This window comes from Leucobacter sp. CX169 (assembly GCF_017161405.1).
Taxonomy (GTDB): domain Bacteria; phylum Actinomycetota; class Actinomycetes; order Actinomycetales; family Microbacteriaceae; genus Cx-87.
The window spans coordinates 1737825-1759889 of sequence record NZ_CP071051.1; the positions used below are offsets into that span (position 1 = coordinate 1737825).

Genomic DNA, 22065 nt, shown 5'->3' on the forward strand with positions numbered 1-22065 from the left:
AATAGTGATTATTGTATGGTTGTCCTACAAAAAGAACAAGCGAGTGCAGGGCAAGCCCGCGTGGCGAGACGTTAGCCGCCCAGGTGGCGCAGCAGCTCCGCCTCGACGTCCTGGGTGCGGAGCGTCCCGCCGAGATCCGGCGTCACCTCACCCGAAGCAAGCACGGCATCCATCGCCGCGATAATCCGCTCGGCGGCGCGGGTCTCGCCGAGGTGCTCGAGCATCATGGCAGCCGAGCCCACCTGCGCGAGCGGGTTCGCGATCCCCTTGCCCGCGATATCCGGCGCCGAGCCGTGCACCGACTCGAACATCGACGGCGCAGTGCGCGCGGGATTGATGTTGCCCGAAGCAGCGAGGCCCAGCGAACCGATCGTCGCCGAAGCGAGGTCGGACAGGATGTCGCCAAACAGGTTCGAGCACAGGACGACGTCGTGGCGCTGGGGCTTCAAGACCAACTCGGCAGCCATGGCATCCACCAGCACGCTGCGCCAGGCGAGGCCGTCGTGGCGGGCGGCGACCTCGTCCACAATCTCGTCCCAGAAGGTCATCGAGTGGATGATGCCATTGGACTTCGTCACGCTCGTCACTCGCCCGCTACGCCGGGCCGCGAGATCGGCCGCGTACTCCGCAATCCGAGTCACGCCGTTTCGCGTAAAGACGGCCTCCTGCGAGGCGAACTCCCCCGGCGTTCCGCGCCCGAACCTGCCGCCGAGCTCGGAATACTCCCCCTCGGAGTTTTCGCGCACGATCATGAGGTCGATGCCCGCGGCGTCGACGAGCGGGCTGCGGAGCCCCGGGACGTGGCGCACGGGGCGAAGGTTCACGTACTGATCGAAGGCGCGCCGGATCGGGATCAGGAGCCCCCACAGGGTGAGCGCGTCAGAGAGGCCGGGGTCACCCACCGCGCCGAAGAAGATCGCGTCGGTCTTCGCCAGCTCGTCGAGCCCCGACTCGGGCATCATCAGGCCGTGCCTGCGATAGAAGTCCGAGCCCCAGTCGTGATCCTGCCACTCGATAGCAAAGCCCTCTTGCTGCGCGACGAGGTCGGTCACGACACGGGCGACCGCAACGACCTCCGGGCCGATGCCGTCACCCGCGATGCTCGCGATCGCGTACTGGTTTCTCTCCATCGTGCACTCACTCCTTTGTTGCGCACTGCGGGCGGTCGGTCGTCCGGCAGCACCGTTAGCAAATCGACTTCTCGATCCGATTCAGATCTTCCAGGATTGTAGTACAGTTCAACTGCGGTCCACTCGGACACTTCGACAATTGCGTTCTGATTCTCAGTGCACAATCCCTCGAACGCCCATCGCGAGCCGCATGTTACTGACCAAAGGAGCTCACAGACAATGATTCGCAAATTCAGCCTGATTGCCCTCGGCGCCGTTGCCGCCCTCTCCCTCGCTTCCTGCTCGGGAACCACCGACACGGGCGCCTCCGCCGCCGGCGGCGACTCGTACACGATCAAGTTCGGCAACGTGATCTCCGCAGGAGACACGCAAAACCAGGCCTACGACGTCTTCGCCGAGCTCGTCAAGGAACGCTCGGACGGCCGCATCACCGTCGAGGTCTACCCCGACAGCCAGCTCGGCGGCGAGCGCGAGATGGTCGAGGCCACCCAGGCCGGTGATTTGGAGATGACCGCGCCGTCCGCCGGCGTGCTCGCGAACTTCGACGACTCGCTGCAGGTCTTCGACTTCCCCTTCATCTTCGAGGATGCCGAGACGGCGTACGAGGTACTCGATAGCGACATCGGCGACGAGATGCTTGCCGGCATCGAGGACAGCGGGCTCGTGGCACTGGGTTGGGGCGAGAACGGCTTCCGTAACCTCGCCATGACCGACGGCGTCGTTAAAACCCCCGACGAGATGAAGGGCCAGAAGCTGCGCACCATGCAGGTGCCCATGCACATCGCGTACTGGGAGAGCATCGGCGCGTCCCCGACGCCCATGGCGTTCGCTGAGGTCTTCACCGCACTGCAGCAGGGCGTCGTCGACGGCGTGGAGAACCCCTACGAGCTCCTGCACTCGGCGAAGTTCACCGAGCCGGCCAGCTACCTCACCGAGACGCGTCACATCTACGACCCCGAGGTCATTCTCATCGGCAAGGACTTCTTCGACGGCCTCTCGGCTGAAGACCAGGAGATCCTGCAGTCCTCGGCGGACGACATGATCGTCGAGCTGCGCGAGCTCAAGGTGGACATCAGCGACAAGGTCCGCGCAGACATCGAGGAGGCGGGCGGCACCGTGACCGACCTCAGCAAGGCAGAGCGCCAGGAGTGGATCGACTCGGCCATCCCGTTCTACCAGGAGAACGCGCCGAAGGTCGACACCGAGAAGCTCAAGGCCATCCTTGAGGCGGCCGGCAACACCACCTACTTGAACGCCATCAAGTAAGTACCTCCATGGAGCCTCGCTCCCGCGACGATGCGGGGGCGAGGCTTTTGGTTCGCCAAACGAAAGCCCTCCCATGATCACACGCATCTATCATCACCTCGACGAGCACGTCGAGACTTACCTTGCCTCGGCCGCCCTCGTCGTCTTCACGACCCTCGTGGTCGTGCAGGTTGTCATGCGCTACGTCTTCGGCGCACCGCTGACCTGGTCGGAAGAGCTCGCCCGCTACGCGCTGGTGTGGTTCGTCTGGATTGCCGGCAGCTACGCCGTGCGCTACCAGCGCCACGTCAAGTTCAACTCGATCGTTGAGCTGATCGGCCGCAAGTCCCCGATCACGCAGCGCATCATCCGTATTTTCGTCTATCTGCTCTGGCTTGCCTTCCTGCTCCTCATGCTCTGGCTTTCGATCCAGATGGTGGTGAAGCAGACCGGCACCGGACAGCTCTCCCCGGCCTCCCAGATCCCGATGTACCTCGTGTACTTGGGGCTCCCGATCGGCATGTTCCTCATGTCCTTCCGGGTGATCCAGCACACGGTCGTCGCGTTCAAGGACATCGTGAAGAACCCGAACGTTCCTGTTCCCCCGGCCCAGGTAGAGGTGGATTAATCACATGGGTATCGCAGTTCTCTTTATTAGCTTCCTGATCCTGCTGCTGCTGGGTATGCCAATCGCGTTTGCGCTCGGCATCTCGGCAGTGCTGACCGTCATCGTCACCGAGGTCATCCCGGTGACCTACCTCACCCAGACCATGTTCGGCGCGGTTGACTCATACCCGTTGCTCGCGGTCCCACTCTTCGTGCTCTCCGGCGTCATCATGGAGTACGGCGGGCTCTCGAGACGCCTCATCGACGTCGCGAAGGCCTTCGTCGGCCACATCACGGGCGGCCTCGCGGCCGTGTCGCTGCTCGCCACTGCGGTTTTCGCCATGCTGAGCGGATCCGGCCCGGCAACGGTTGCCGCGATCGGCGGCATCATGATCCCCGCCATGATCCGCGAGGGCTACGGCAAGCCGTACAGCGCCGCGGTCCTCGCGACCGCCGGCGGCGTTGGAATCGTTATTCCGCCGAGCATCCCGCTCGTCGTCTACGGCATCACCACGAGCACCTCCATCGGTGACCTGTTCCTCGCCGGGTTTGTCCCCGGGCTGATCATCGTGGCGCTGCTCTACTTGGTGAGTCGGCATTTCGCCAAGAAGAATGGCTACGGGCTGAACGTGCCCAAGGCACCGTGGAGCGTCCGCTGGCGGGCGCTGTGGGATGCCAAGTGGACCCTGCTCATGCCCATCGTCGTGCTCGGCGGCATCTACGGCGGCATCTTCACGCCCACGGAGGCCGCGGGCATCGCGGTGGCCTACAGCGTGGTGCTGACCCTCGCCTACCGCGAGACGAAGCTCCGCCAGATCCCGGAGATGTTGAAGTCGACGCTGCTTATCTCGGGCATGATCCTGGTCATCATTGCGACGGCTTCGACCTACGCCCGCATCCTCACCGTGGAACGCGTGCCGACGCTGATCGCCGACTTCCTGAGCACGCTCGCCGTGCCCTTCTGGATCGTGCTGCTCGTGATCGTCGTGCTGCTGCTCTTCGTCGGCATGTTCATGGAGACGCTGGCCGGGATCATCCTGCTCGCGCCGATCCTGGTGCCGGTCGTTACCGAAATGGGAATGGACCCGGTGCACTTCGGCATCGTGATGATCCTGGCGTCGATGATCGGCTTTGCCACACCACCGGTGGGAGACAATCTCAACGTGGCCAGTGCCATCAGCGGGCTGTCGATCGAGAAGGTCAGCGTCGCGGCCCTGCCGTTCGTTGCCGTGCTCATCGCGTTCCTCATCGTGGTGGCGTTCGTTCCGCAGATCACCCTGTTCCTGCCCGAGCTCCTCAAGGGCTAGGGCGGCGACTACACGCTCGCGACGTAACCCCTTCGGCACGCGCCGGAGGGGTTACGTTGCAAGGTACCCGCCGTCGACCGGGATCGAGACGCCCGTCAGGTACGCCGCCTCGGGCGACGCCAGGAAGTTCACTACGGCGGCGACGTCCCCCGGCTCAGCGATGCGCCCCAGCGGAATGGCGGCGGCCACGCGCGCGGCTTCGCCGGCAGGATCCGGAAGGCCGTCAAGCCAGTCCTGGTACAGGGGCGTGCGCGTCATGCCGGGCGCCACCGCGTTGACGCGCACGTTGTAGCGCGCGAGATCCACGGCGGCCGCCTTCGTGAATGCGAGCATCGCCCCCTTGCTGGCGCTGTAGACACCCATGGTCGGCACGCCGATGCTGGCGAGCCGGGAGGTGACGTTGATGATGGCTCCTCCCCCGGTGTCCCGCATCCGACGCGCTGCTGCGACCAGCAGGTTCATGGCGGCAAACGTGTTCGTCTCAAAGGTCGCGCGAATCTCGGCTTCCGTCACCTCGAGCAGGTCTCCGGTGTGGTCGATGGCGGCGTTGTTCACGAGCACGTCGAGCCCACCGAGCTCCTGAACGACGAGCTCGGCAAGCCGGGCGCTCTCCCCGGGAATGGTGATGTCGGATTGCAGGAACACCGCTCGCTCGCCGAGCTGCTGAGCGACCCGCGCCCCGCGCTCGGCCGATCGGCCCGTCACCGCCACGCGAAATCCGCTGTCGATGAGGCGCTGGGCGATGACGACGCCGATGCCGGAGGTCGCGCCGGTCACGAGGGCAACACTTGAATTCTTCACTTGGTCCTTTTGTCCAACAATCTCGGGGAATCCCTGCTATCGTCGCATACATATGACCGAGCAACCAGATATCGCACTGCACCGCATGAGCACCGCAGAGGTCGTCGCCGACACTCTGATGCGCATGATCGTTTCCGGTGCCCTGCAGGCCGGCGAACCCCTCCGCGAGAGCAGCCTGGCTGGCCGCCTCGGCATCTCTCGAAACTCGCTGCGCGAGGGCATTCGCCTGCTCGAGCAGAGCCGACTCGTGAAGTACGAGATTCACCGCGGTTCGGTCGTGAGCACCCCCTCGGTGAGCGACCTCGAGGATCTCTACCGCACGAGGCTCCACATCGAGCTCGCGGCCGCCCAGTGCACCGCGGACGACGAGCAGTTGGAGACCATCAGCGTCGCCTTCGAGGCGCTGCAAGCCAGCGTCGCGCTGCAGGAGGCGGAGCCGATCGTGGCGGCCGACCTCAACCTCCACCAGGCCATTGTGGGCCTGCTGCGGAGCAAGCGCATCAGCGAGTTCTACGCCCAGCTCCGCAAGGAGCTGGTGTTCTACTTCACGGTGCTGTCCTACGCGGACGAAGAGTTCGTCAACCCCGAGGAGCCGATCGTTGCGCGGCACCAGGAGATCTATGACGCGATTTGCGGCCGCCAGCCCGACACCGCGGTGAAGCTCATGCGCGAGCACATCATGCAGAACTTCGAGCGCCTGAAAGAGATCTTGATCGCGAACGACGAGGCCGTCGAGGCGAAGTAGGTCGCGGGGGCTCAGCCCTCGAGTACGATGCCCAGGTGCTGCGCGAAGATCCCGGAGAGATCGCTCGCCTGGTATGAGCTGAGCGTCGACCCGCGAAGCCCCTCTACTCCGACGATGCGGCGCATCTCAAGCTCTCGGAAATCCGCATGCTGCAGCCTCGAATTCGTGAGCTCGAGCGTGCCCACCGTGGTGTTCGCGAAGGCGAGGCGGGTCACCTTGGCCCCGCTGAGATCAAGCTCGTCGATCGAGCAATCGGTGATCAGGACGTCCCGCAGCTCGGCACCGCGCAGGTTGACGTAGCCGAGCTTCGAGTTCGAGATCTGCACGGACTGCCAGTTGGCCTCCACGAAGTCGGCCGACCCGAAACGCGATCCGTCGATCTCGACGCTGCGAAACCGAGTCCTGTGCGCCTTGAGGCTCGGCGAATTCACCCGCGAGAGCGTTGTGTCGATGAACGCAGCCCCGCGAAAGTTCGTCTCGTGCGCCAGTAGGTCCTCAAACACGCAGTCGGTGAAGTCGACTCCGGTGAGATCCTGCCCGTTCACGTCCACGCCGACGAACCGCGCTCGATCGAAGCGTTCGTGCGCTGCAATCTCGGCGCCGTCTCGCTCCGTCGGATCGGCCGGGTGCACCCCGTCAAGTCTGGGTGCCTGTGTGCCGGTCTTCTGTGCCATCGTTCAGTCCTTCAGTTGCGCGGCGCTTGAGGTGGAGCGGGAGCCTAGTACGGGTTCACGACCTCGGCCCGGATCCGGCCCACCAGCTCCGCGGAGCTCGTGCGCTCCCCCATCCGGTTTGTCTTTCCGGCGCCGTGGTAATCGCTCGCCCCTGTCACTTCGAGGCCGAACCGTTCAGCGAGTTCCCGCAGCCTTGGCAGCCAGTCCTCGCGGTTCTCGGGGTGATCGAGCTCGATCCCCCACAGCCCGGCGTCCGCAAAGCGGCGGAGGGAGGCTTCTGTGACCGCCTCGCGTTGGCGCCCAGCGGCCGGGTGCGCCAGAACGGACACGCCGCCCGCCGCGCGCACGATCCCGATCGCCTCGACCGTGTCGATCGCGAACGTCGATTCGTAGTAGACACTGCCGGGGTGCAACACCTCGCGAAACGCGGCGCTGCGGTCGGCGAAGTGACCGGCCCGCACCAGCGCGTCGGCGATGTGCGGGCGCCCGACGGTACGTGCGTCCGTCGAGAGCACGACCTCGTCCCATTCAATGCGATAGTCGGCGGAGAGGCGCGTGACCATCCTGCGGGCGCGCGAAATTCTGGCGTCACGCACGCGGTGCATTGCATCGGCGAGGTCGGCGTGATCCGGGTCGGGCCCGTACGCGAGAAGGTGGGTGGAGCGGCCGCCGTCGCGGGTCGTCAGCTCGATGCCGGGCAAGAGATCGACGCCGTGTGCTCGGGCCGCGAGCCGCGCCGACGCCCAGCCATCGGTGGTGTCGTGGTCGGTCAGCGCAATGCCGGCGAGACCCAGCGTTGCAGCCTCCTCCACGAGGGCGTCCGGCGAGGTCGTCCCATCCGAAAGCGATGAATGGGTGTGCAGGTCGTACCGACCGGCGACTGACGCTGTACGCATACCCCCATCGTATTCGCTGCGCCCGACACCCGGCGGCCCGGCCTCGCCTGAAACGCGGCCGCCTCGGCATCCGATAGCGTCAAGTCATGGCTCGCTTTCTCGCTGGACTCGTCGTACTCGCCTTCCTTGCGCTCGGAGCCCTCATCACCTGGCCCCAGTACCTCGAGCTCGAGCGCACGCTGCCGTTCGCGCAACTCATCGCTTCCCGGGTCGCACTGGCGCTCCTCGCCCTCGCACTGATCGTCCTCCTCGGGCTCGTCGCGCTCATCGCGCGGCCGATGCGCAGCTTCGTCGGCGGGCTCTGCATCGTCCTCCTGCTCGTCGCCGCGGCGAACGTCGGCCTCTCGTGGGTGCGCGGAGTAGGAGACCTGGGCGGCGCGGACAGCACCGCCGCGGCGACCGATGGAGAGATCACCGTGCTGTCGTGGAACACCAGCGGCGACGCCGTCGCACCCGAGACGATCGCGGTCCTCGCAATTGAGCGCCGGGCCGCAGTCCTCGTTCTGCCCGAGACCTCGGCAACCCAGGCCGTTGCCGTCACCCGCGCGATCTCGACCGGCGGCGGCCCCGACTACGCCGTGCACACCGCGTCGCTCGATCCCAGCGCCACAGACCCCACGCGGGCGACGTCCGTGCTCGTGCGCGCCGACCTCGGCGGCTACGAGCTCCGGGACGGTGACATCTCAGGAAGCGTCGTCCCGACGCTCACGCTGCGCTCTGCTGACGGTTCCGGTCCCACCATCGTCGGGGTCCATCTCGCGCCACCGTTGCCCGCCAGCATGGACGAATGGCGGGCAGGAATCGCGCTCGTGCAGACCCGATGCGGCGACGCCAACACGCTTCTCGCGGGCGACTTCAACGCCACCCTAGACCACCTCGGTAGCCTCGGCCGGTGCAGCGATGCCGCACTCGCCCACGGCGCTGGTGCGGCAGGCACGTGGCCCGCTCAGCTGCCCGCTGTCCTCGGCGCCGGCCTCGACCGGGTGGTCGCCGGCGGTAACTGGCGTGCCCAGAGTTTCGCGGTGCTCAGCGGCTTCGACCAGGCCGGGAGCGATCACCGGCCGGTCGTTTCGGTCCTCGCGCCCCGCTAGCACGAGGCGCCCCAGCAGGATCCTGCCGCCTGGTGCCAGAATGGTCCGCATGAAGGACGAACGAAGCGCGGCGCGCACGCACGAAGTCGAGATCGACAACAGCAACCGCAGCACGACCCCGTCGAGCACGAGGTTTCTGGATTTCATCATGTCCGAGTGGGCGGAGACCTCTGCGGAGATTCCCTCAGCACGAGCGGCCGCCCCATTCGCTGCCGCCCGGCGTGCGGCGCTCGCGAGCCAGTTCCCCGGTCAACGCATCGTGATCGAGGCGGGCAGCATGAAGCAGCGCTCGAACGACACCTTCTTCCCGTTTCGAGCGCACAGCGCGTTCAGCCATCTCACCGGTTGGGGCGCGGACTCGGAGCCCGGCGCGGTGCTCGTGCTCGATCCTACGAGCGGCGGACATGACGCGACGCTCTACTTCCGCGAACGCGCTGGCCGCGACACCGAGGAATTCTTCCAGAACGCTGAGATCGGCGAGTTTTGGATCGGCGCGCGGCCCTCGCTCGCGCAGGTCGCAGGGGACCTGGGCCTTCCCGCCCGTTCGCTCGCGGAGTTTGTCGCCACCTCCGACGACGTGACGCTCGCGGACGACGAGCTCGCTCGGGCGGCGTCAGAGCTCCGTCTCGTGAAGGATGCGTATGAGCTGGCCGAAATGCAGGCCGCGGTCGACGCAACCGCGCGCGGGTTCGACGACGTGCTCGCCTCGCTCGGTGATGCAGCCGCTCACCCGCGCGGTGAACGCGTCGTGGAGGGCGCATTTCACGCTCGCGCGCGCATCGACGGCAACACGGTGGGCTACGAGACCATCGCCGCGGCCGGCCCGCACGCCTGCACGCTGCACTGGATCCGCAATGACGGCCCGGTGCGCGACGGCGACCTGCTGCTGCTCGACGCCGGTATCGAGCTCGACAGCCTGTACACCGCGGATATCACCAGAACGATCCCCATTTCGGGCACGTTCTCCCCCGTCCAACGCACGATCTACGAGACCGTGCTCGAGGCGGCCGACGCGGCACGGTCCGTCGTGCGCCCCGGCGTTCGGTTCCGCGAGGTCCACGCCGCCGCGATGGAGGTCATCGAGCGGGCGACCCGCGAGTGGGGGTTCCTTCCCGAACCGATCGACGGCGAAGAGACCGCGTTTTACCGCCGGTACATGGTGCACGGCACGAGCCACCACCTGGGGCTCGACGTGCACGATTGCGCGGCTGCGCGACGAGAACTCTATATGGATGGAATACTCGAGCCCGGCATGGTCTTTACTATTGAGCCCGGCCTCTATTTCCAGGCGGATGATCTCACGGTGCCTCAAGAATTCCGCGGCATTGGGGTGCGCATTGAGGACGACATTGTCGTCACCGAGGATGGCTCAATCAATCTTTCTGCGGATATTCCGCGCACGGCCAGCGACGTCGAGGCGTGGGTGCGTCGTTTGCGCGGCTAAGTTCGGCACATTCACTCGATAAGGAATATTGCCGCACGACAGATAGACCGAGTATTCAGTAAGCTAACGCATGCACTGACACTGGGAATAGCTGCAGAAAGGCAACTGCCATGGCGAAGAAGATTACTGAGATCCTGATTGATGACCTTGATGGGACGGAACTCACCGCCGAAACCGGCGAGACTGTCCGCTTTGCGCTTGATGGTGTGACGTACGAGATTGACCTGTCTCGCGAGCACGCGCGCGAGCTGCGCGAGGCGCTGCACGGCTATGTCGCCAAGGGCCGCCGCGCCGCGGCTGGCGCTGCGGCACCGCGACGAGCAGCAAGCACGGGCGGCAACGATCCCCGCGAGCTCGCTGCGGCACGCACCTGGCTGCGCGGCAATGGGCACCAGGTCTCCGACCGCGGCCGCATCCCCGCGACACTGCTGGCGGAATTCCGCGCCGCGCACTAGCGCCGGCTCGCACGACGAGCACATAGCCGCCTTCCGCCCGAGATTGCATGATCCGGGCGGCAGGCGGCTTCTTCATTGTGTCGGCTACTGCGCGCCGGGAATTCCATTCTTCGCAATTCCGCCACCGAGGATCTGGCGGGCCTGCGAGATCAATTCTGGCTCGGTAATGAGGTCATAGCGTGTGGCGACAAGCTGCATGACGGAAGAGAAGTCACGCCGATTGCGATTGAGCGCATAGGACAACACGCCAAAGAGCATTCCAAAGCCGGCACCCATTGCGAGCGCCGCGATAAATACCCCCGCGATCGCCGTGTTATCGGGCTGGAAGATGAAAAGAATCAAGCCAAAGAACAGGCCGAGATAGGCGCCCGAAAGCGCGCCCATAAGGGCGACGCGTCCATAGGTCAGCTTCCCGGTGACTCGCTCAACGCTGCGAATATCATTGCCGAGAATAGAAAGGCGCGCGACTGGAAAGTTCGCGCGTGCCAGCGTATCGACGGCGAGTTGCGCGTCGTGATAGCTGTCATAGGTGGAGACGATATCGCCCTTGGGGATCTCGGGCACGGTCATTGCGCGGCGGGTAGGGGCCGTTCCTGGCGTGGTCATGCGCTTATTCTCCCATCTTGAATTCAATTCGGGCAGTACCGTAGAGAGGTGACTGAAACTCGGGTATTTGTGGGCCGCTTGGCAGGCCGAGGCGTGTTCGATCCCGTTGGCGACCGAATCGGGAAGGTGCGCGACCTGCTCGTGGTGTATCGCCCGGCCCTTGCGCCTCGCGTCGTGGGCATGATCGTCGAGATTCCGGGGAAACGTCGGGTGTTTGTGCCGATCGGCCGGGTCACCTCGATCGGCGCCGGGCAGGTCATCACCACGGGGCTCATCAACGTACGCCGCTTCGAGCAGCGCGCCGGCGAGACCCGGCTGATCGCAGAGATGATCGGCCGCGAGGTCCGGTACAACGACGGCTCCGGCCCCGCCATGATCGAGGACGTCGCGATCGAACGCACTCGCTCGAACGAATGGATCGTCAGCCAGCTGTTCGTGCGCCGCCCGCGCGTTGGCAGCGGCTTCTCCCGAGGCGTCGCCCAGACCGTCGCCTGGGGCGAGGTGCACGAACCGCAGGATCCCGGCGCAGCCCAGTCCTCGGAGCTGCTGTTGCAGACCCTGCTCGATCTTCGCCCCGCGGACCTCGCGGAGGCGCTGCTTGAGCTCCCCCGGCCGCGCATGCTCGAGGTAGTGGGCGAGCTGCCCGATGACCGGGTGGCGGACGCACTCGAGGAGATGACCGAGATCGATCAGCTCGCGGTACTGGGAAAGCTCGACTCGGTGCGTGCCGCCGACGTGCTCGACCGCATGGAACCGGACGACGCGGCCGACCTGATCGCCGCGCTGCCGCAAGACACTGGCCAGGAGCTGCTCGGCCTGATGGAGCCGGAGGAGGCCGAGGACGTTCGCCGGCTGCTGGAGTACGACGCGGACACCGCTGGCGGCCTCATGAACCCCTCCCCGATTGTGCTCTCCGCCGAGTCGTCTGTCGCCGAGGCGCTCGCAATGATCCGCCGCCAGGACTACGACCCGGCGATGGCCGCCGCGGTCTACGTGACCCACCCGCCGTACGAGACGCCAACCGGCGAGTACCTCGGCCTCGCCCACTTCCAACGCATGCTGCGTTTTCCCCCGCACGAGCGCCTGAGCGCGCTGCTCGACACCGAGATCTCGCCGGTGCACGAGCAAACGAGTGCGGCCGAGGTGAGCCGGCGGCTCGCGAGCTACAACCTGGTCTCGCTTCCCGTCGTCGACGATCAACGCAGACTGGTCGGGGTCGTCACGATCGACGACGTGCTCGATCACCTGCTGCCCGACGACTGGCGGCACGCGAGTGACGAGGATCACCACCTCGGCGGGCACGGCCAGGGAGGACGCAAGTGACGCGCCGGTGGCGCGAGCGCTCGGACGCCACGCCTCGCGGCGCGCTCGGCAGTGCACGGGCGGGCGAGAGCTCCGAGCGCTTCGGCCGCTGGACCGAGCGCATCGCGCGCGGCATGGGCACCCCCTGGTTCCTGCTTGCGCTGTCGCTGTTCTGCATCGGCTGGTTGATCTGGAACACGATGGCGCCCGAAAGCGCCCGCTTCGATTCTGCGGCGATAGGCTTCACCGCGCTGACGCTGATTCTCTCGCTCCAGGCGTCCTACGCCGCGCCCATGATCCTGCTCGCACAGAATCGCCAGGATGACCGGGACCGCGTGCAGATCGAACAGGATCGCCAGCGCGCCGAGCGCGCCCTCGCCGACACCGAGTTTCTTGCCCGCGAGGTCGTCTCGCTGCGTCTTGCCATCCAGGAGCTGCCGGACCGTGACGTGTTGCGAGCCGAGCTCCGGGCGCTGCTCGCCGAACTCGATGCGTCGTCGGCTGCGCCGCAGGCAACCGAGCCGCAGGCCCCCGAGGACAAGCGATGAGCGACGGGATGACCCGTGAGGCCGCCTCTCCGGCCGCCCAGGGGGTCTGGAGCGCGCTCGATCGGGTGATTGACCCGGAGATCCGCAAGCCCATCACCGAGCTCGGGATGGTCACGGGAGTGTCCGTCGATGCGGCGGGCGGCGCCGACGTACAGATCCTGCTGACGATCGCGGGCTGCCCGGCGGCGCGCAGGATCGAGGCAGACACGCACGAAGCCGCCGCATCGGCCCCGGGCATCACCGCAGCCCGTGTCGAGGTCGGCGTCATGACCCCGACCGAGCGCGCCGCGTTTGTCGAGCGGGTGCGCGGCGAGCGGGGCGCCCGGGTAACGCAGTTTGGGCCGGACTCGCTGACGCGCGTGATCGCGGTGACGAGCGGGAAGGGCGGCGTCGGCAAGTCCTCGGTGACCACCGGTCTCGCCGTCGCACTCGCTGAGCGCGGGCTCTCGGTCGGCATCGTCGATGTGGACGTCTTCGGATTCTCGATCCCGGCGCTGCTCGGGCTCAGCCGCGACGGCGTGACCTCGCAGCCGACCCGGGTGGGCGAGCTTATCCTGCCGCCCGCGGCGTACGGCGTGCAGGCGATCTCGATCGGCATGTTCCTCGGCGACACCGACCCCCGCAAGGCTTCGGTGTCGTGGCGCGGCCCCATGTTGCACCGGACGGTCGAGCAGTTCCTCCGCGACGTGTGGTTTGGCGACCTCGACATCCTGCTGCTCGATCTGCCGCCCGGCACGGGAGACGTCGCGATCAGCGTCGGCCAGCTGCTGCCACAGGCCGAGGTCATCGTCGTGACGACCCCACAGGAGGCGGCATCGGACGTTGCGGTGCGCAGCGGGCTGGTGGCACGCCAGAGCGGCCAGCGCGTGACCGGCGTGATCGAAAACATGGCGGGATTGGCGCAGCCCGATGGCAGCGTGCTCGACCTCTTCGGCTCGGGCGGCGGCCAGCTGGTCGCTGACCGGCTCTCCGAGGACGTCGAGTTACCGGTCCCCCTGCTCGGCAGCATTCCGCTGAGCGTCGCCTTCCGCGAGGCCAGCGACGAAGGTCGGCCCGCGGTGGTGCATTCCCCTCAGGATCCCGCCGCGGCCGAGCTCATCCGGATCGCCGGCGTGATTGCGACCCAGGGTCGCGGACTCGCCGGGCGCTCGCTCGGGCTCGGACTGTCGTGAGCACGGCCGCTGAGGCTGCTCCGGCTCCCCTCCGCTTCGCGATACTCGGCAACGGTGCGATCGCCGCCGAGGTTCTCCGGCTCGTCGCCGAGCGTGGCGGCCGCGCGGGCCCCACGCCATCGCTCGAGTACGTCGGCACCGTCTCGCGCGACGCCTCGACTCTCGAAGCGTTCGCCCTCGACCCCGCCACGCGCCCCGACGTTATTGTTGAGGCGGCGTCGGTCGCCGCCGTGCACGAGCACGGTCCGCGCATCATCGCCGCGGGGGTCGACCTCATCGTGGCCTCGGTGGGCGCGTTCGCCACCCCCTCCACGCTGCCTCAGCTGCGTGCGTCAGGGACCGGCCGCGTACACCTCACGAGCGGCGCGATCGGCGGGCTCGATCTGCTGGCCGCCGCTGGCCGCACCAGCGGGCTCGACGAGGTTCTGGTGCGCAGCCGCAAGCTGCCGGCCTCGCTCGCGCAGGACTGGATGAGCACGTCCGAGCGAAGCGAGCTTTTCGCCCTGACCGCGCCACGGACGCTCTTCTCGGGAACGCCGGCCGAGGCGATCGAGCAGTTCCCCGCGTCACTCAATGTCGCGGTCGCGGTGGGCCTCGCGGTCAGCGATGATTCGCTCGTGCGGGTGGAGCTCGTCGCCGACCCCGCCGCGTCGCTGACCGAGCACACCATTACCGCGTCTGGCCCGGCCGGCGAGTACGTATTCACCATCCGAAATGCGCCGCTGCCGGCGCGCCCCGCAAGTTCCGGCCTCACCGCCCGCGCACTCGTCGCTGACCTCCTGCGTCTGGCGGAACAACGCTAGCCCACCGGTTACATGCGGCCCGGCATGACCAGCCAATCGGCCGCTCCATGGATCCGCCGCTGCACAGCCCAACTACTGATCGACCATTGCTCGTCTGAACAATTGTTCGACTATTCCCGCCGACGACGCCTTTCCGGTGGTCTGAGTGGTGATCTCGCGGGCCGCCAGCGAGTGTCGGGGTCGATCCATGGCGGGGCGAGGGTCTCGGGGAGGCCGCCGCGCATGCGGACCTGCCAACCGCCCGTGTCGAGCGTGCGGTGGTGATGCCAACACAGCGCGACACCGTTGTCGAGGTGCGTCGCGCCGCCGTTCGCGTGCTCCGTGACGTGATGGATCTCGCACCAGGCGGCGGGGACGGTGCAGCCCGGGATGATGCAGCCGCCGTCGCGGACCGCGATCGCGCGCCGTTGATGCGCATTGAACACCCGGTCACGGGTGCCGAGCGCGATGACCCGGCCCGTCTCGTCTTGTACGACGTGCTGCCGGGACCCGGCGCAGGCCGAGTGCGTCGCGGAGCGCACCGGGATCGGGGTGGGTTCGCCGTCGTGGCCGGTCAGCCACGCGGTGCCGTGGCCGGCCTCGAGCGCGGCGGCCGTGACCTGGATCATCACGGTCACGGGCGCCCCGCCCAGGGTCGGCATGCCGTCGTGGAGGGCCGCGGCCTGGGCGATCACGGCGAGCGCGTCGTGGCGTTTCTGGTCGGAGGTGCGCTCGTCGCGCGGCGCGAGCAGGTCGGGGTCGCCGAGGCTCGCCGGGCCACAGAGGCCAGCCAAGTCGTCGGGGTCGATCTCGACGAAGCGGACGGAACCCGACTTGCCGGACTCGCGGCCACCCGCACTGCCAGCACCGTCGCCCTCGTCTACCCGTCGCGTCCGGGGCGACGTGATCGCATCGATCATCCGGCCGAACAGGGCCGCGACCTCGGGCACCACCGCGCCGTGTACCGGGACGAGGCCGTCCTTCTCGGCCCCGAATCGGAACGAGCGGCGCCGCTGCAGTTCCTCGAACGACGGCTCGGCCCCGTCCTGGTCGATCGCCGCCGCCCACACTCGCGCGGCCACCCGCACATCGTCCGCATGCAGCGGCAGCGTGGCCTCCCCGCCGTCCGGCAGCGCGGTCCCGCACGCGGCCGCGACCAGGCAGCGCTCCGCCTCGACCACGTCCTCGCGGTCAGCGCCATCGGGCAAACCACCCAGCACGCGCGTGATGACGGCCGCCGCCTCGCAGCCCAACGCCCCCGCGCCGAGCGCTGCGGCGACCGCGGGGAACCGTGGCGGCATGACGTACCCGCCCAGCCCCATCCTGCAGCGGGTCTCGCGCGCCAGCGCGAACCGGGTCGACGCCGTGCGCCCCGACACCTGGGTCACGCGCTGCAGCAGCTCCGTCGCGTTCCGGCAGCCGTGTCGGTGCGCGAGGGATCCCTCGCCAAAGTCGACCGCGGCCCGCGCGTCGAGCTCGCCCGCGACCTGCACCCGCAACGCGTCCGCGATCCGACCGAACTCCTCGGCCTCCCGCGCGAGCGCGACGATCTCCGCATCAGCCAGCAAGCCGAGCGGCTCCCCCTCTAGCGCGGAAGCAACCCGCGCACTCAGCGGCAACACGGCGCAGTCCCAGACGGGGTGAGGGTGGTACCGGAAACCGTTCCGGCTGCGCTGCGGGACATACCCTATTCTCTCACGAATAGTACAGATATTCGATAGAGTGTCGCGAATCTTCTCGAATATTATTCCGAATAAACGCTACGCTGCCTGCAACTGCTCCGGCCGACCAAAGAAGTACCCCTGGAACGAGCTACACCCGTGTTCGCGCAAGAAATCGAACTGGGCTTCGGTCTCGATCCCCTCCGCCACAGTCTGCAGACCGAGCGTGCGCGCCAGCCCGAGAATCATCAACACGATCGCCGCGTCGCCTGGCTCCTCACCAATTCCCCCTACGAACGAACGATCTATCTTCAGTTGCTGCACGGGCAACCGACTGAGGTACTCGAGCGATGAGTAGCCCGTGCCGAAGTCATCGAGCGCGAACCGGATCCCTGCTCGGCGAAGGCCGTCGATGCGCTGCACTGACTCCTCTAAATCGTCATGGAACATGCTCTCCGTGAGCTCGATGCGCAGCCGGTGCGGATCGGCGCCCGTCTGACGCACGATTTTGAACACGCGATTTGCGAAGTTTTGGTCTTTGAACTGGCGCGCGCTCACGTTCACCGACAACGAGAGGTGCGCGAACGCCGGATCCTTGCCCCACTCGGCGATCTGCTCACAGGCGCGCCGCAGCACCCAGTCACCGATGGAGTGAATTAAACCGGTCTGATCGGCAATCGGGATGAACTGATCCGGCATGACGAGGCCGCGCGTGGGATGGAACCAGCGAACGAGGCACTCGTACCCCGAGACGAGAGCCGTCTCGTCAACGATGGGCTGGAAGAACAGCCGCAGCTCATTCCGACGCACCGCCTGGCGGAGGTCGGCGAGCAACTCGAGGCGGGCAACCATCTCGGAGTGAATCTCGGGGAGGAACACGCGAGTCTGATTCATCCCGTGGTCTTTGGCCCGGTGCATCGCGATCTCGGCGCGTTCAAGCGTCTGGTGCGCCGCCTCGCCGGCTCGACCACAGATCGCGATTCCGGCACTGAACTCTGAGGTCGCCCCGAGCTCGCTCGCATTGTCCGAGCGAATCAGCTCCCGCCGAATCATGCGCATGATCACCTCGGCCTCTGCCTCGGCAAGCCCCGCCTCGCTGCTGAGTTCGTTCAGGACCAGGCAGAACTCGTGCTCTCCGGTGCGGGCGACCGCGGCAATGTCGGGGTGCGCAGTCAACAGCCGCTGGCTCACCTGGCGCAGCAGCTCATCGCCCTGCTCGTACCCCAATGCGTCATTGATCTCGCGAAAGTTATCGAGCCCGATCACGACGAGCGCCTCGTTGACGTCACGGGCGACCGCAGAGGCGGCGACTCGCGGCAGCACATCGTCGATGAGCCCGCGCCGGTTCGGCAGGCCGGTCACGGGCTCGAAAAACGCGAGCCGGTGCGCGACGGCCTCGGCGCGCTTCAGCTCGGTGATGTCATTCCACAGCCCAATGCAGTACTCGACCGCGCCGGAATCGTCACGAACCGCCACGACCGTCGACGCCGCCCAGAATTCGCTTCCGTCACGGACGCCCAGGCGAATCTCTCCGCGCCAGGGCGCGCCCGACCGGAGCGTCTCCACGACGCCCTGGACCCCGACGCTCGGGTCGGCCACCGTGACGAAGTCGCCAAAGTGGCGCCCGATGAGCTCCTCGCGGGCATACTGCAACGCCTCGCAGAACTGGTCATTCACGCTGCGAATGCGGCCGTCGGGGTACCATTCGGCGACGATTGCGTGCGCATCAATCGCACCGGTTACTTCGGCAATACGCCGTTCCGCACGCGCGAGCGCGTCCGAGCACGCTTCGGTCACGTCGCTTCTTCGTCGAAGTGGAACGCTTTGGGTTCAGTCATTTCGTCGCCCGTTTCGCTGCCGATCGCGTTCACGTCCGCGGGGCCGGATCCTGCCAGATCGGCCACACCAGCGGCACCAGCAGCGCCGGCGATACCGGCGGCGGCGGCGCCCGCAGCACCAGCAGCCGCCTCCCCGCCAATCCGGCGCGACCGAGACGTTGCGGCCGCACGAGCACGGCGCGCCTCAGGAGTGTTTTCGTCTTCCAGTAGCGCATCGCGAATAATACGGCGCGGGTCGTACTGGCGCGGGTCGAGCTGTTTCCAATCGACATCGTCAAACTCGGGGCCCATCTCGTCGCGCATGCGATCCTTCGCTCCCGAGGCCATCTTCCGCAGGCCGCGCACGAGCTCGCCGAGTTTTTGCGCATAGACAGGCAGTCGTTCGGGGCCCAGCACGAATAGCGCAATCACGAGGATCACGAGGAGTTTGTCGATGGTCAGGCCCACGGGGTCAAGCGTACCGGCAAAACAGGCGCGATCACACTGAGCCACACGGCGAACGAGTGCCTCGCGCGCGGCACGCCTGGCCAGTCTTTCGCCCGCGAACCCCTACTCTGGAACAGACGCTCGCGGGCCGCGCGTGCGGTGAACGTGGAGGCACAGTGAGCAAGCTCGAACGCAATTGGCAATACGCGGAGCAGTTCCCCGTGGAAACCGAATCCCAGGTGCGCGCGCGCCGACTCTCGCTTGAGCTCGGGATCGAGCCCGTAAGCCGCTCGGTCGCCGCGCACCTCTCCAGCCTCACCGTACTGACGGGTGCGCAGAGTATCTGCGAGATCGGTACCGGCGTTGGGGCGAGCGGGCTTGCGCTTTTGCGGCACTCCCCCGAGGCCACGCTGACGACACTCGATATCGAGGCGGAGTACCAGCGCCAGGCGAAGGCTGTGTTCGCGGAGGCCGGGATCCCCGCCGCACGCACCCGCCTCATCACGGGCGACGCGGCCCAGGTGCTTCCCCGCATGAACCTCGGTTCCTATGACCTCGTGCTGATCGATGCGAACCCCGAGGCGCTCCTCGAGTATCTCGAGCGCGCCCTCACGATCGTGCGTCTCGGCGGCACCATCGTGATCCCAAACGCGCTGTGGCGCGGGCGGGTTCCCGACCCCGCCGCACGCGACGGTCTCACGGCAGACTTCCGCGCCCTGCTGAGCGCGGTCGTCGACTCTCCCGCCATCCTCCCCGTGCTCTCGCCCGCGGGTGACGGCCTGCTCACGCTCACGCGCATCGGCTAGCGCGACGCGCGCAGAAACGCAGTTGGGCCCCCGCGATTTCTCGCGGGGGCCCAACTGTTGTGCGCTGAGTGCCGGGTCTCGCCCGGCTCCATGCGGCGCTCGTTTCGACTAGTTTACGGCGCCAGCAAGGGCGTCGCGCAGCTCTTTTGCTTCGTCATCGTTGACCGAAACCACGAGACGGCCGCCGCCCTCGAGTGGCACTCGGACGACGATCACGCGCCCTTCGCGTACCGCTTCCATTGGTCCGTCGCCGGTCCTCGGTTTCATTGCAGCCATGACGCCTCCTCGACTTCATCTTCGGGTCGTTCCTTCCCATTATCTCGGAGAAACCGCGCCCGCAAAAATCGGGTCACCCAGAATGACAGTCAAAGTGCCAATAATTCACCTGGGGTTTGGCCGAAGCGGCCGTTCGGCATCGGTCTATGCCGCGCCACTCAGCCAGGCCCGCAGCGCCCGCTCGACGAACTCGATCTGCGCGACGGGCACCTGTTCCTCGTCCGCGTGAGCGAGCGACGGGTTACCCGGACCAAAGTTCACCGCGGGGATACCGAGCTCGGAAAAGCGCGCGACGTCAGTCCAGCCGACCTTCGCCTGGGGCTCGTGCCCCACAGCTTCGACAAAGCGGCGCGCGAGGGGCGCGTCGAGGCCCGGGCGGGCGCCCGGAGCGAGGTCCACGATCTCGACCTCATCAGCGTCCGCGAAGAACTCGCGCACGAACGCGACGGCCTCCTCGGGGCTGCGGCTCGGTGCGAACCGATAGTTGACCTCGATCGTGCAGCGGTCAGGGATCACGTTGCCGGCAACCCCGCCCTCAATGCGCACCGCGTTCAGACCCTCGCGATATTCAAGGCCGTCGACCATCACACGCTCGGCCTCATACGCGGCAAGCTTCGCGAGCAGCGGGGCGGCGCCCTGGATGGCGTTGATGCCCATCCAGCTGCGCGCGGAGTGCGCGCGCCGCCCATGCACGCTCACGCGGGCGCGCAGGGTGCCGTTGCAGCCGCCCTCGATCGTGCCGTTCGACGGCTCGCCCAGGATGGCGAAGTCCGCCGCGAACAGCTCGGGGCGCGCCCGGAGGGTCCGCCCCAGTCCGTTCAGGTCGGAGGCGACTTCCTCGTGGTCGTACCAAATCCAGGTCAGGTCTACGGCGGGCTCGGTGAGCTCGAGCGCGAGCGCCAGCTGCACCGCGACACCGGCCTTCATGTCGACGGTGCCGCGGCCCCAGATGACGGCCTCGCCGGTTTCGGCGTCGGTGCGATCCTGCACGGGCAGGTTGTCGTTGATCGGCACCGTGTCGAGGTGGCCCGCAATCGCGACCCGCTGGGCGCGCCCGAGGTTCGTCCGGGCGACGATCGTGTCGCCGTCGCGATCAACTGTGAGGTGCGGCGCGTGCGCCAGCAGCGCCACGACGGCGTCGGCGATCTGGCGTTCGTCGCCCGACACCGAGGGGATGTCGCAGAGCTGCCGCGTGAGTGCCACGGGGCCGGCTGACGGATCAAGGATGGGGGTTACGGGTTCGCTCACCCATCAAGCTTAGAGCGCGGGGTCGGTATCCTCGAAGGTATGACGACACAGCAGCGCCTCGCCTGGGGCTACGGCCTCGCCACGCACACCTCCGACGGGACCGTCCTCGACACCTGGTACCCCGAGCCGAAGCTGGGCGCGCGCCCCGGCGCGATCGACCCGTGGATTTTCCCCGCCGACATCGACGCCCTTGCCGGCCCCGACGAGCGCCGCGGCGTCACCGTCGAGGTCGTGACTATCGAGATCGACCTCGATGCCGCACCCGCGGGCACCTCGGACGCTTACCTGCGCCTGCACCTGCTCTCGCACTGCCTCGTTGCGCCGAACAGCATCAACCTCGATGGGATCTTCGGCGCGCTGCCGAACATCGTCTGGACGAACGCCGGCCCCGTCGAGCCCGGAGACTTCGAGCGCCTGCGCCCCCTGCTTCGCCGCGCCGGCATCGTCGCGATGGGAGTGGACAAGTTCCCGCGCCTCACTGACTACCTGATCCCGAAGGGCGTCCGCATCGCCGACGCCTCGCGCGTCCGCCTCGGCGCGCACCTCGCCCCGGGCACGACCGTGATGCACGAGGGTTTCGTGAACTTCAACGCCGGTACGCTCGGCGCTTCCATGGTCGAGGGACGCATTTCACAGGGCGTCGTCGTCGGCGACGGCGCGGACATCGGCGGTGGCGCCTCGATCATGGGCACCCTGTCGGGCGGCGGCACGCAGAAGATCTCGGTCGGCGAGCGCGCGCTGCTCGGTGCAAACTCGGGCATCGGCATCTCGATCGGCGACGACTCGGTCGTCGAGGCTGGGCTCTATGTCACGGCCGGCACGAAGGTCCTGCTGCCCCACGGCACCGACGCGTCAGCCGGCGAGCCGGTCGCGGTCAAAGCCGTCGAGCTCTCGGGCGTGCCCCAGCTGCTCTTCCGCCGCAACTCCGCCACGGGCGCGGTCGAGGCCCTCCCGCGCACCGGCCACGGCATCGTGCTCAACGCGGCGCTGCACGCGTAAGTCCCTC

The 22065-nt window shown here is 67.3% G+C and carries 23 protein-coding genes; 13 read left to right on the top strand and 10 right to left on the bottom strand.

The genetic code is table 11. The features are described from left to right. Positions 1–71 precede the first annotated feature (71 nt). Positions 72–1130, bottom strand: coding sequence for an isocitrate/isopropylmalate dehydrogenase family protein (locus tag JW030_RS07875; RefSeq protein ID WP_188046098.1), 1059 nt, complete (start codon positions 1128–1130; stop codon positions 72–74). Positions 1131–1349: 219 nt separating this feature from the next. Between JW030_RS07875 and JW030_RS07880 the strand changes: the two genes are divergently transcribed. The 3 genes from JW030_RS07880 to JW030_RS07890 all read left to right on the top strand — a co-directional run bounded on the left by JW030_RS07880 (position 1350) and on the right by JW030_RS07890 (position 4288). Next, entirely contained in the window at positions 1350–2396 is a 1047-nt protein-coding gene (locus tag JW030_RS07880; RefSeq protein ID WP_188046097.1) for a TRAP transporter substrate-binding protein, read from the top strand. Positions 2397–2469: 73 nt separating this feature from the next. Then, positions 2470–3003 carry a TRAP transporter small permease gene (locus JW030_RS07885; RefSeq protein WP_188046096.1) on the top strand — a complete coding sequence of 178 codons (534 nt, stop codon included), beginning with the start codon at positions 2470–2472 and terminating at the stop codon, positions 3001–3003. A 4-nt stretch (positions 3004–3007) separates the two neighbouring features. Then, positions 3008–4288, top strand: coding sequence for a TRAP transporter large permease (locus JW030_RS07890; RefSeq protein ID WP_188046095.1), 1281 nt, complete (start codon positions 3008–3010; stop codon positions 4286–4288). A gap of 51 nt (positions 4289–4339) precedes the next feature. Here the strand turns inward: JW030_RS07890 and JW030_RS07895 are convergent, their stop codons facing one another. After that, a complete protein-coding gene (locus tag JW030_RS07895; protein ID WP_188046094.1) occupies positions 4340–5089 on the bottom strand; it encodes an SDR family NAD(P)-dependent oxidoreductase in 750 nt (249 codons plus the stop codon). Positions 5090–5141: 52 nt separating this feature from the next. Between JW030_RS07895 and JW030_RS07900 the strand changes: the two genes are divergently transcribed. Continuing rightward, on the top strand, positions 5142–5834 hold the full coding sequence (locus JW030_RS07900) for a GntR family transcriptional regulator (protein WP_188046093.1): 693 nt from the start codon (positions 5142–5144) through the stop codon (positions 5832–5834). Positions 5835–5845: 11 nt separating this feature from the next. On the opposite strand, the gene JW030_RS07905 is transcribed toward JW030_RS07900, so the two are convergent. Both JW030_RS07905 and JW030_RS07910 read right to left on the bottom strand, forming a co-directional pair. Then, positions 5846–6508, bottom strand: coding sequence for a pentapeptide repeat-containing protein (locus JW030_RS07905; protein WP_188046092.1), 663 nt, complete (start codon positions 6506–6508; stop codon positions 5846–5848). 44 nt (positions 6509–6552) lie between these two features. Then, on the bottom strand, positions 6553–7404 hold the full coding sequence (locus tag JW030_RS07910) for a PHP domain-containing protein (RefSeq protein ID WP_188046091.1): 852 nt from the start codon (positions 7402–7404) through the stop codon (positions 6553–6555). Between the two features lie 86 nt (positions 7405–7490). Between JW030_RS07910 and JW030_RS07915 the strand changes: the two genes are divergently transcribed. The 3 genes from JW030_RS07915 to JW030_RS07925 all read left to right on the top strand — a co-directional run bounded on the left by JW030_RS07915 (position 7491) and on the right by JW030_RS07925 (position 10394). Continuing rightward, positions 7491–8495, top strand: coding sequence for an endonuclease/exonuclease/phosphatase family protein (locus JW030_RS07915; RefSeq protein WP_188046090.1), 1005 nt, complete (start codon positions 7491–7493; stop codon positions 8493–8495). 49 nt (positions 8496–8544) lie between these two features. Further along, the gene (locus tag JW030_RS07920; RefSeq protein ID WP_241095373.1) at positions 8545–9939 is read left to right on the top strand and encodes an aminopeptidase P family protein; all 1395 of its coding nucleotides are present in this window, start codon (positions 8545–8547) and stop codon (positions 9937–9939) included. Between the two features lie 110 nt (positions 9940–10049). After that, the gene (locus tag JW030_RS07925; RefSeq protein ID WP_188046088.1) at positions 10050–10394 is read left to right on the top strand and encodes an Lsr2 family protein; all 345 of its coding nucleotides are present in this window, start codon (positions 10050–10052) and stop codon (positions 10392–10394) included. Between the two features lie 84 nt (positions 10395–10478). On the opposite strand, the gene JW030_RS07930 is transcribed toward JW030_RS07925, so the two are convergent. Next, a complete protein-coding gene (locus tag JW030_RS07930; protein ID WP_241095374.1) occupies positions 10479–11000 on the bottom strand; it encodes a general stress protein in 522 nt (173 codons plus the stop codon). A 48-nt stretch (positions 11001–11048) separates the two neighbouring features. Between JW030_RS07930 and JW030_RS07935 the strand changes: the two genes are divergently transcribed. The 4 genes from JW030_RS07935 to JW030_RS07950 are packed head-to-tail and all read left to right on the top strand — an operon-like array spanning position 11049 to position 14825. After that, complete coding sequence (locus tag JW030_RS07935; protein WP_188046087.1) at positions 11049–12323, top strand: magnesium transporter MgtE N-terminal domain-containing protein; 1275 nt, start codon at positions 11049–11051, stop codon at positions 12321–12323. Then, the gene (locus JW030_RS07940) at positions 12320–12850 is read left to right on the top strand and encodes a DUF1003 domain-containing protein (protein WP_241095375.1); all 531 of its coding nucleotides are present in this window, start codon (positions 12320–12322) and stop codon (positions 12848–12850) included. Before JW030_RS07935 ends, JW030_RS07940 begins: the two co-directional genes overlap by 4 nt. Beyond that, positions 12847–14022 carry a P-loop NTPase gene (locus tag JW030_RS07945; protein ID WP_241095376.1) on the top strand — a complete coding sequence of 392 codons (1176 nt, stop codon included), beginning with the start codon at positions 12847–12849 and terminating at the stop codon, positions 14020–14022. Before JW030_RS07940 ends, JW030_RS07945 begins: the two co-directional genes overlap by 4 nt. After that, a complete protein-coding gene (locus JW030_RS07950) occupies positions 14019–14825 on the top strand; it encodes an aspartate dehydrogenase domain-containing protein (protein WP_188046086.1) in 807 nt (268 codons plus the stop codon). The genes JW030_RS07945 and JW030_RS07950 overlap by 4 nt, the downstream gene beginning before the upstream one ends. Positions 14826–14935: 110 nt before the next feature. Here JW030_RS07950 and JW030_RS07955 read toward each other — a convergent pair whose 3' ends face one another. From JW030_RS07955 to JW030_RS13670, 3 genes are all read right to left on the bottom strand, one after another. Further along, positions 14936–16426, bottom strand: coding sequence for an HNH endonuclease signature motif containing protein (locus JW030_RS07955; RefSeq protein ID WP_206348541.1), 1491 nt, complete (start codon positions 16424–16426; stop codon positions 14936–14938). Positions 16427–16564: 138 nt separating this feature from the next. Then, entirely contained in the window at positions 16565–18262 is a 1698-nt protein-coding gene (locus JW030_RS07960) for a bifunctional diguanylate cyclase/phosphodiesterase (protein ID WP_188043997.1), read from the bottom strand. Further along, complete coding sequence (locus JW030_RS13670) at positions 18259–18750, bottom strand: twin-arginine translocase TatA/TatE family subunit (RefSeq protein WP_188043998.1); 492 nt, start codon at positions 18748–18750, stop codon at positions 18259–18261. Before JW030_RS13670 ends, JW030_RS07960 begins: the two co-directional genes overlap by 4 nt. Positions 18751–18950: 200 nt before the next feature. On the opposite strand from JW030_RS13670, the gene JW030_RS07970 reads away from it, so the two are divergent. Then, the gene (locus JW030_RS07970; protein ID WP_371813456.1) at positions 18951–19535 is read left to right on the top strand and encodes an O-methyltransferase; all 585 of its coding nucleotides are present in this window, start codon (positions 18951–18953) and stop codon (positions 19533–19535) included. A 108-nt stretch (positions 19536–19643) separates the two neighbouring features. Here the strand turns inward: JW030_RS07970 and JW030_RS07975 are convergent, their stop codons facing one another. Next, on the bottom strand, positions 19644–19811 hold the full coding sequence (locus tag JW030_RS07975) for a DUF3117 domain-containing protein (RefSeq protein ID WP_188044000.1): 168 nt from the start codon (positions 19809–19811) through the stop codon (positions 19644–19646). A gap of 144 nt (positions 19812–19955) precedes the next feature. Next, on the bottom strand, positions 19956–21059 hold the full coding sequence (gene dapE, locus JW030_RS07980; protein WP_241095377.1) for a succinyl-diaminopimelate desuccinylase: 1104 nt from the start codon (positions 21057–21059) through the stop codon (positions 19956–19958). Positions 21060–21098: 39 nt separating this feature from the next. Here dapE and dapD point away from each other — a divergent pair, with 39 nt between their 5' ends. Then, on the top strand, positions 21099–22058 hold the full coding sequence (gene dapD / locus JW030_RS07985) for a 2,3,4,5-tetrahydropyridine-2,6-dicarboxylate N-succinyltransferase (protein ID WP_188044001.1): 960 nt from the start codon (positions 21099–21101) through the stop codon (positions 22056–22058). Positions 22059–22065 lie beyond the last annotated feature (7 nt).

What these genes read in the sequence shown, in the direction of transcription:
- JW030_RS07875 (WP_188046098.1), bottom strand. Translation starts at nt 1,130, where the DNA reads ATGGAGAGAAACCAGTACGCGATCGCGAGCATCGCGGGTGACGGCATC.
- JW030_RS07880 (WP_188046097.1), top strand. Translation starts at nt 1,350, where the DNA reads ATGATTCGCAAATTCAGCCTGATTGCCCTCGGCGCCGTTGCCGCCCTC.
- JW030_RS07885 (WP_188046096.1), top strand. Translation starts at nt 2,470, where the DNA reads ATGATCACACGCATCTATCATCACCTCGACGAGCACGTCGAGACTTAC.
- JW030_RS07890 (WP_188046095.1), top strand. Translation starts at nt 3,008, where the DNA reads ATGGGTATCGCAGTTCTCTTTATTAGCTTCCTGATCCTGCTGCTGCTG.
- JW030_RS07900 (WP_188046093.1), top strand. Translation starts at nt 5,142, where the DNA reads ATGACCGAGCAACCAGATATCGCACTGCACCGCATGAGCACCGCAGAG.
- JW030_RS07905 (WP_188046092.1), bottom strand. Translation starts at nt 6,508, where the DNA reads ATGGCACAGAAGACCGGCACACAGGCACCCAGACTTGACGGGGTGCAC.
- JW030_RS07910 (WP_188046091.1), bottom strand. Translation starts at nt 7,404, where the DNA reads ATGCGTACAGCGTCAGTCGCCGGTCGGTACGACCTGCACACCCATTCA.
- JW030_RS07915 (WP_188046090.1), top strand. Translation starts at nt 7,491, where the DNA reads ATGGCTCGCTTTCTCGCTGGACTCGTCGTACTCGCCTTCCTTGCGCTC.
- JW030_RS07920 (WP_241095373.1), top strand. Translation starts at nt 8,545, where the DNA reads ATGAAGGACGAACGAAGCGCGGCGCGCACGCACGAAGTCGAGATCGAC.
- JW030_RS07925 (WP_188046088.1), top strand. Translation starts at nt 10,050, where the DNA reads ATGGCGAAGAAGATTACTGAGATCCTGATTGATGACCTTGATGGGACG.
- JW030_RS07930 (WP_241095374.1), bottom strand. Translation starts at nt 11,000, where the DNA reads ATGACCACGCCAGGAACGGCCCCTACCCGCCGCGCAATGACCGTGCCC.
- JW030_RS07945 (WP_241095376.1), top strand. Translation starts at nt 12,847, where the DNA reads ATGAGCGACGGGATGACCCGTGAGGCCGCCTCTCCGGCCGCCCAGGGG.
- JW030_RS07975 (WP_188044000.1), bottom strand. Translation starts at nt 19,811, where the DNA reads ATGGCTGCAATGAAACCGAGGACCGGCGACGGACCAATGGAAGCGGTA.
- dapD (WP_188044001.1), top strand. Translation starts at nt 21,099, where the DNA reads ATGACGACACAGCAGCGCCTCGCCTGGGGCTACGGCCTCGCCACGCAC.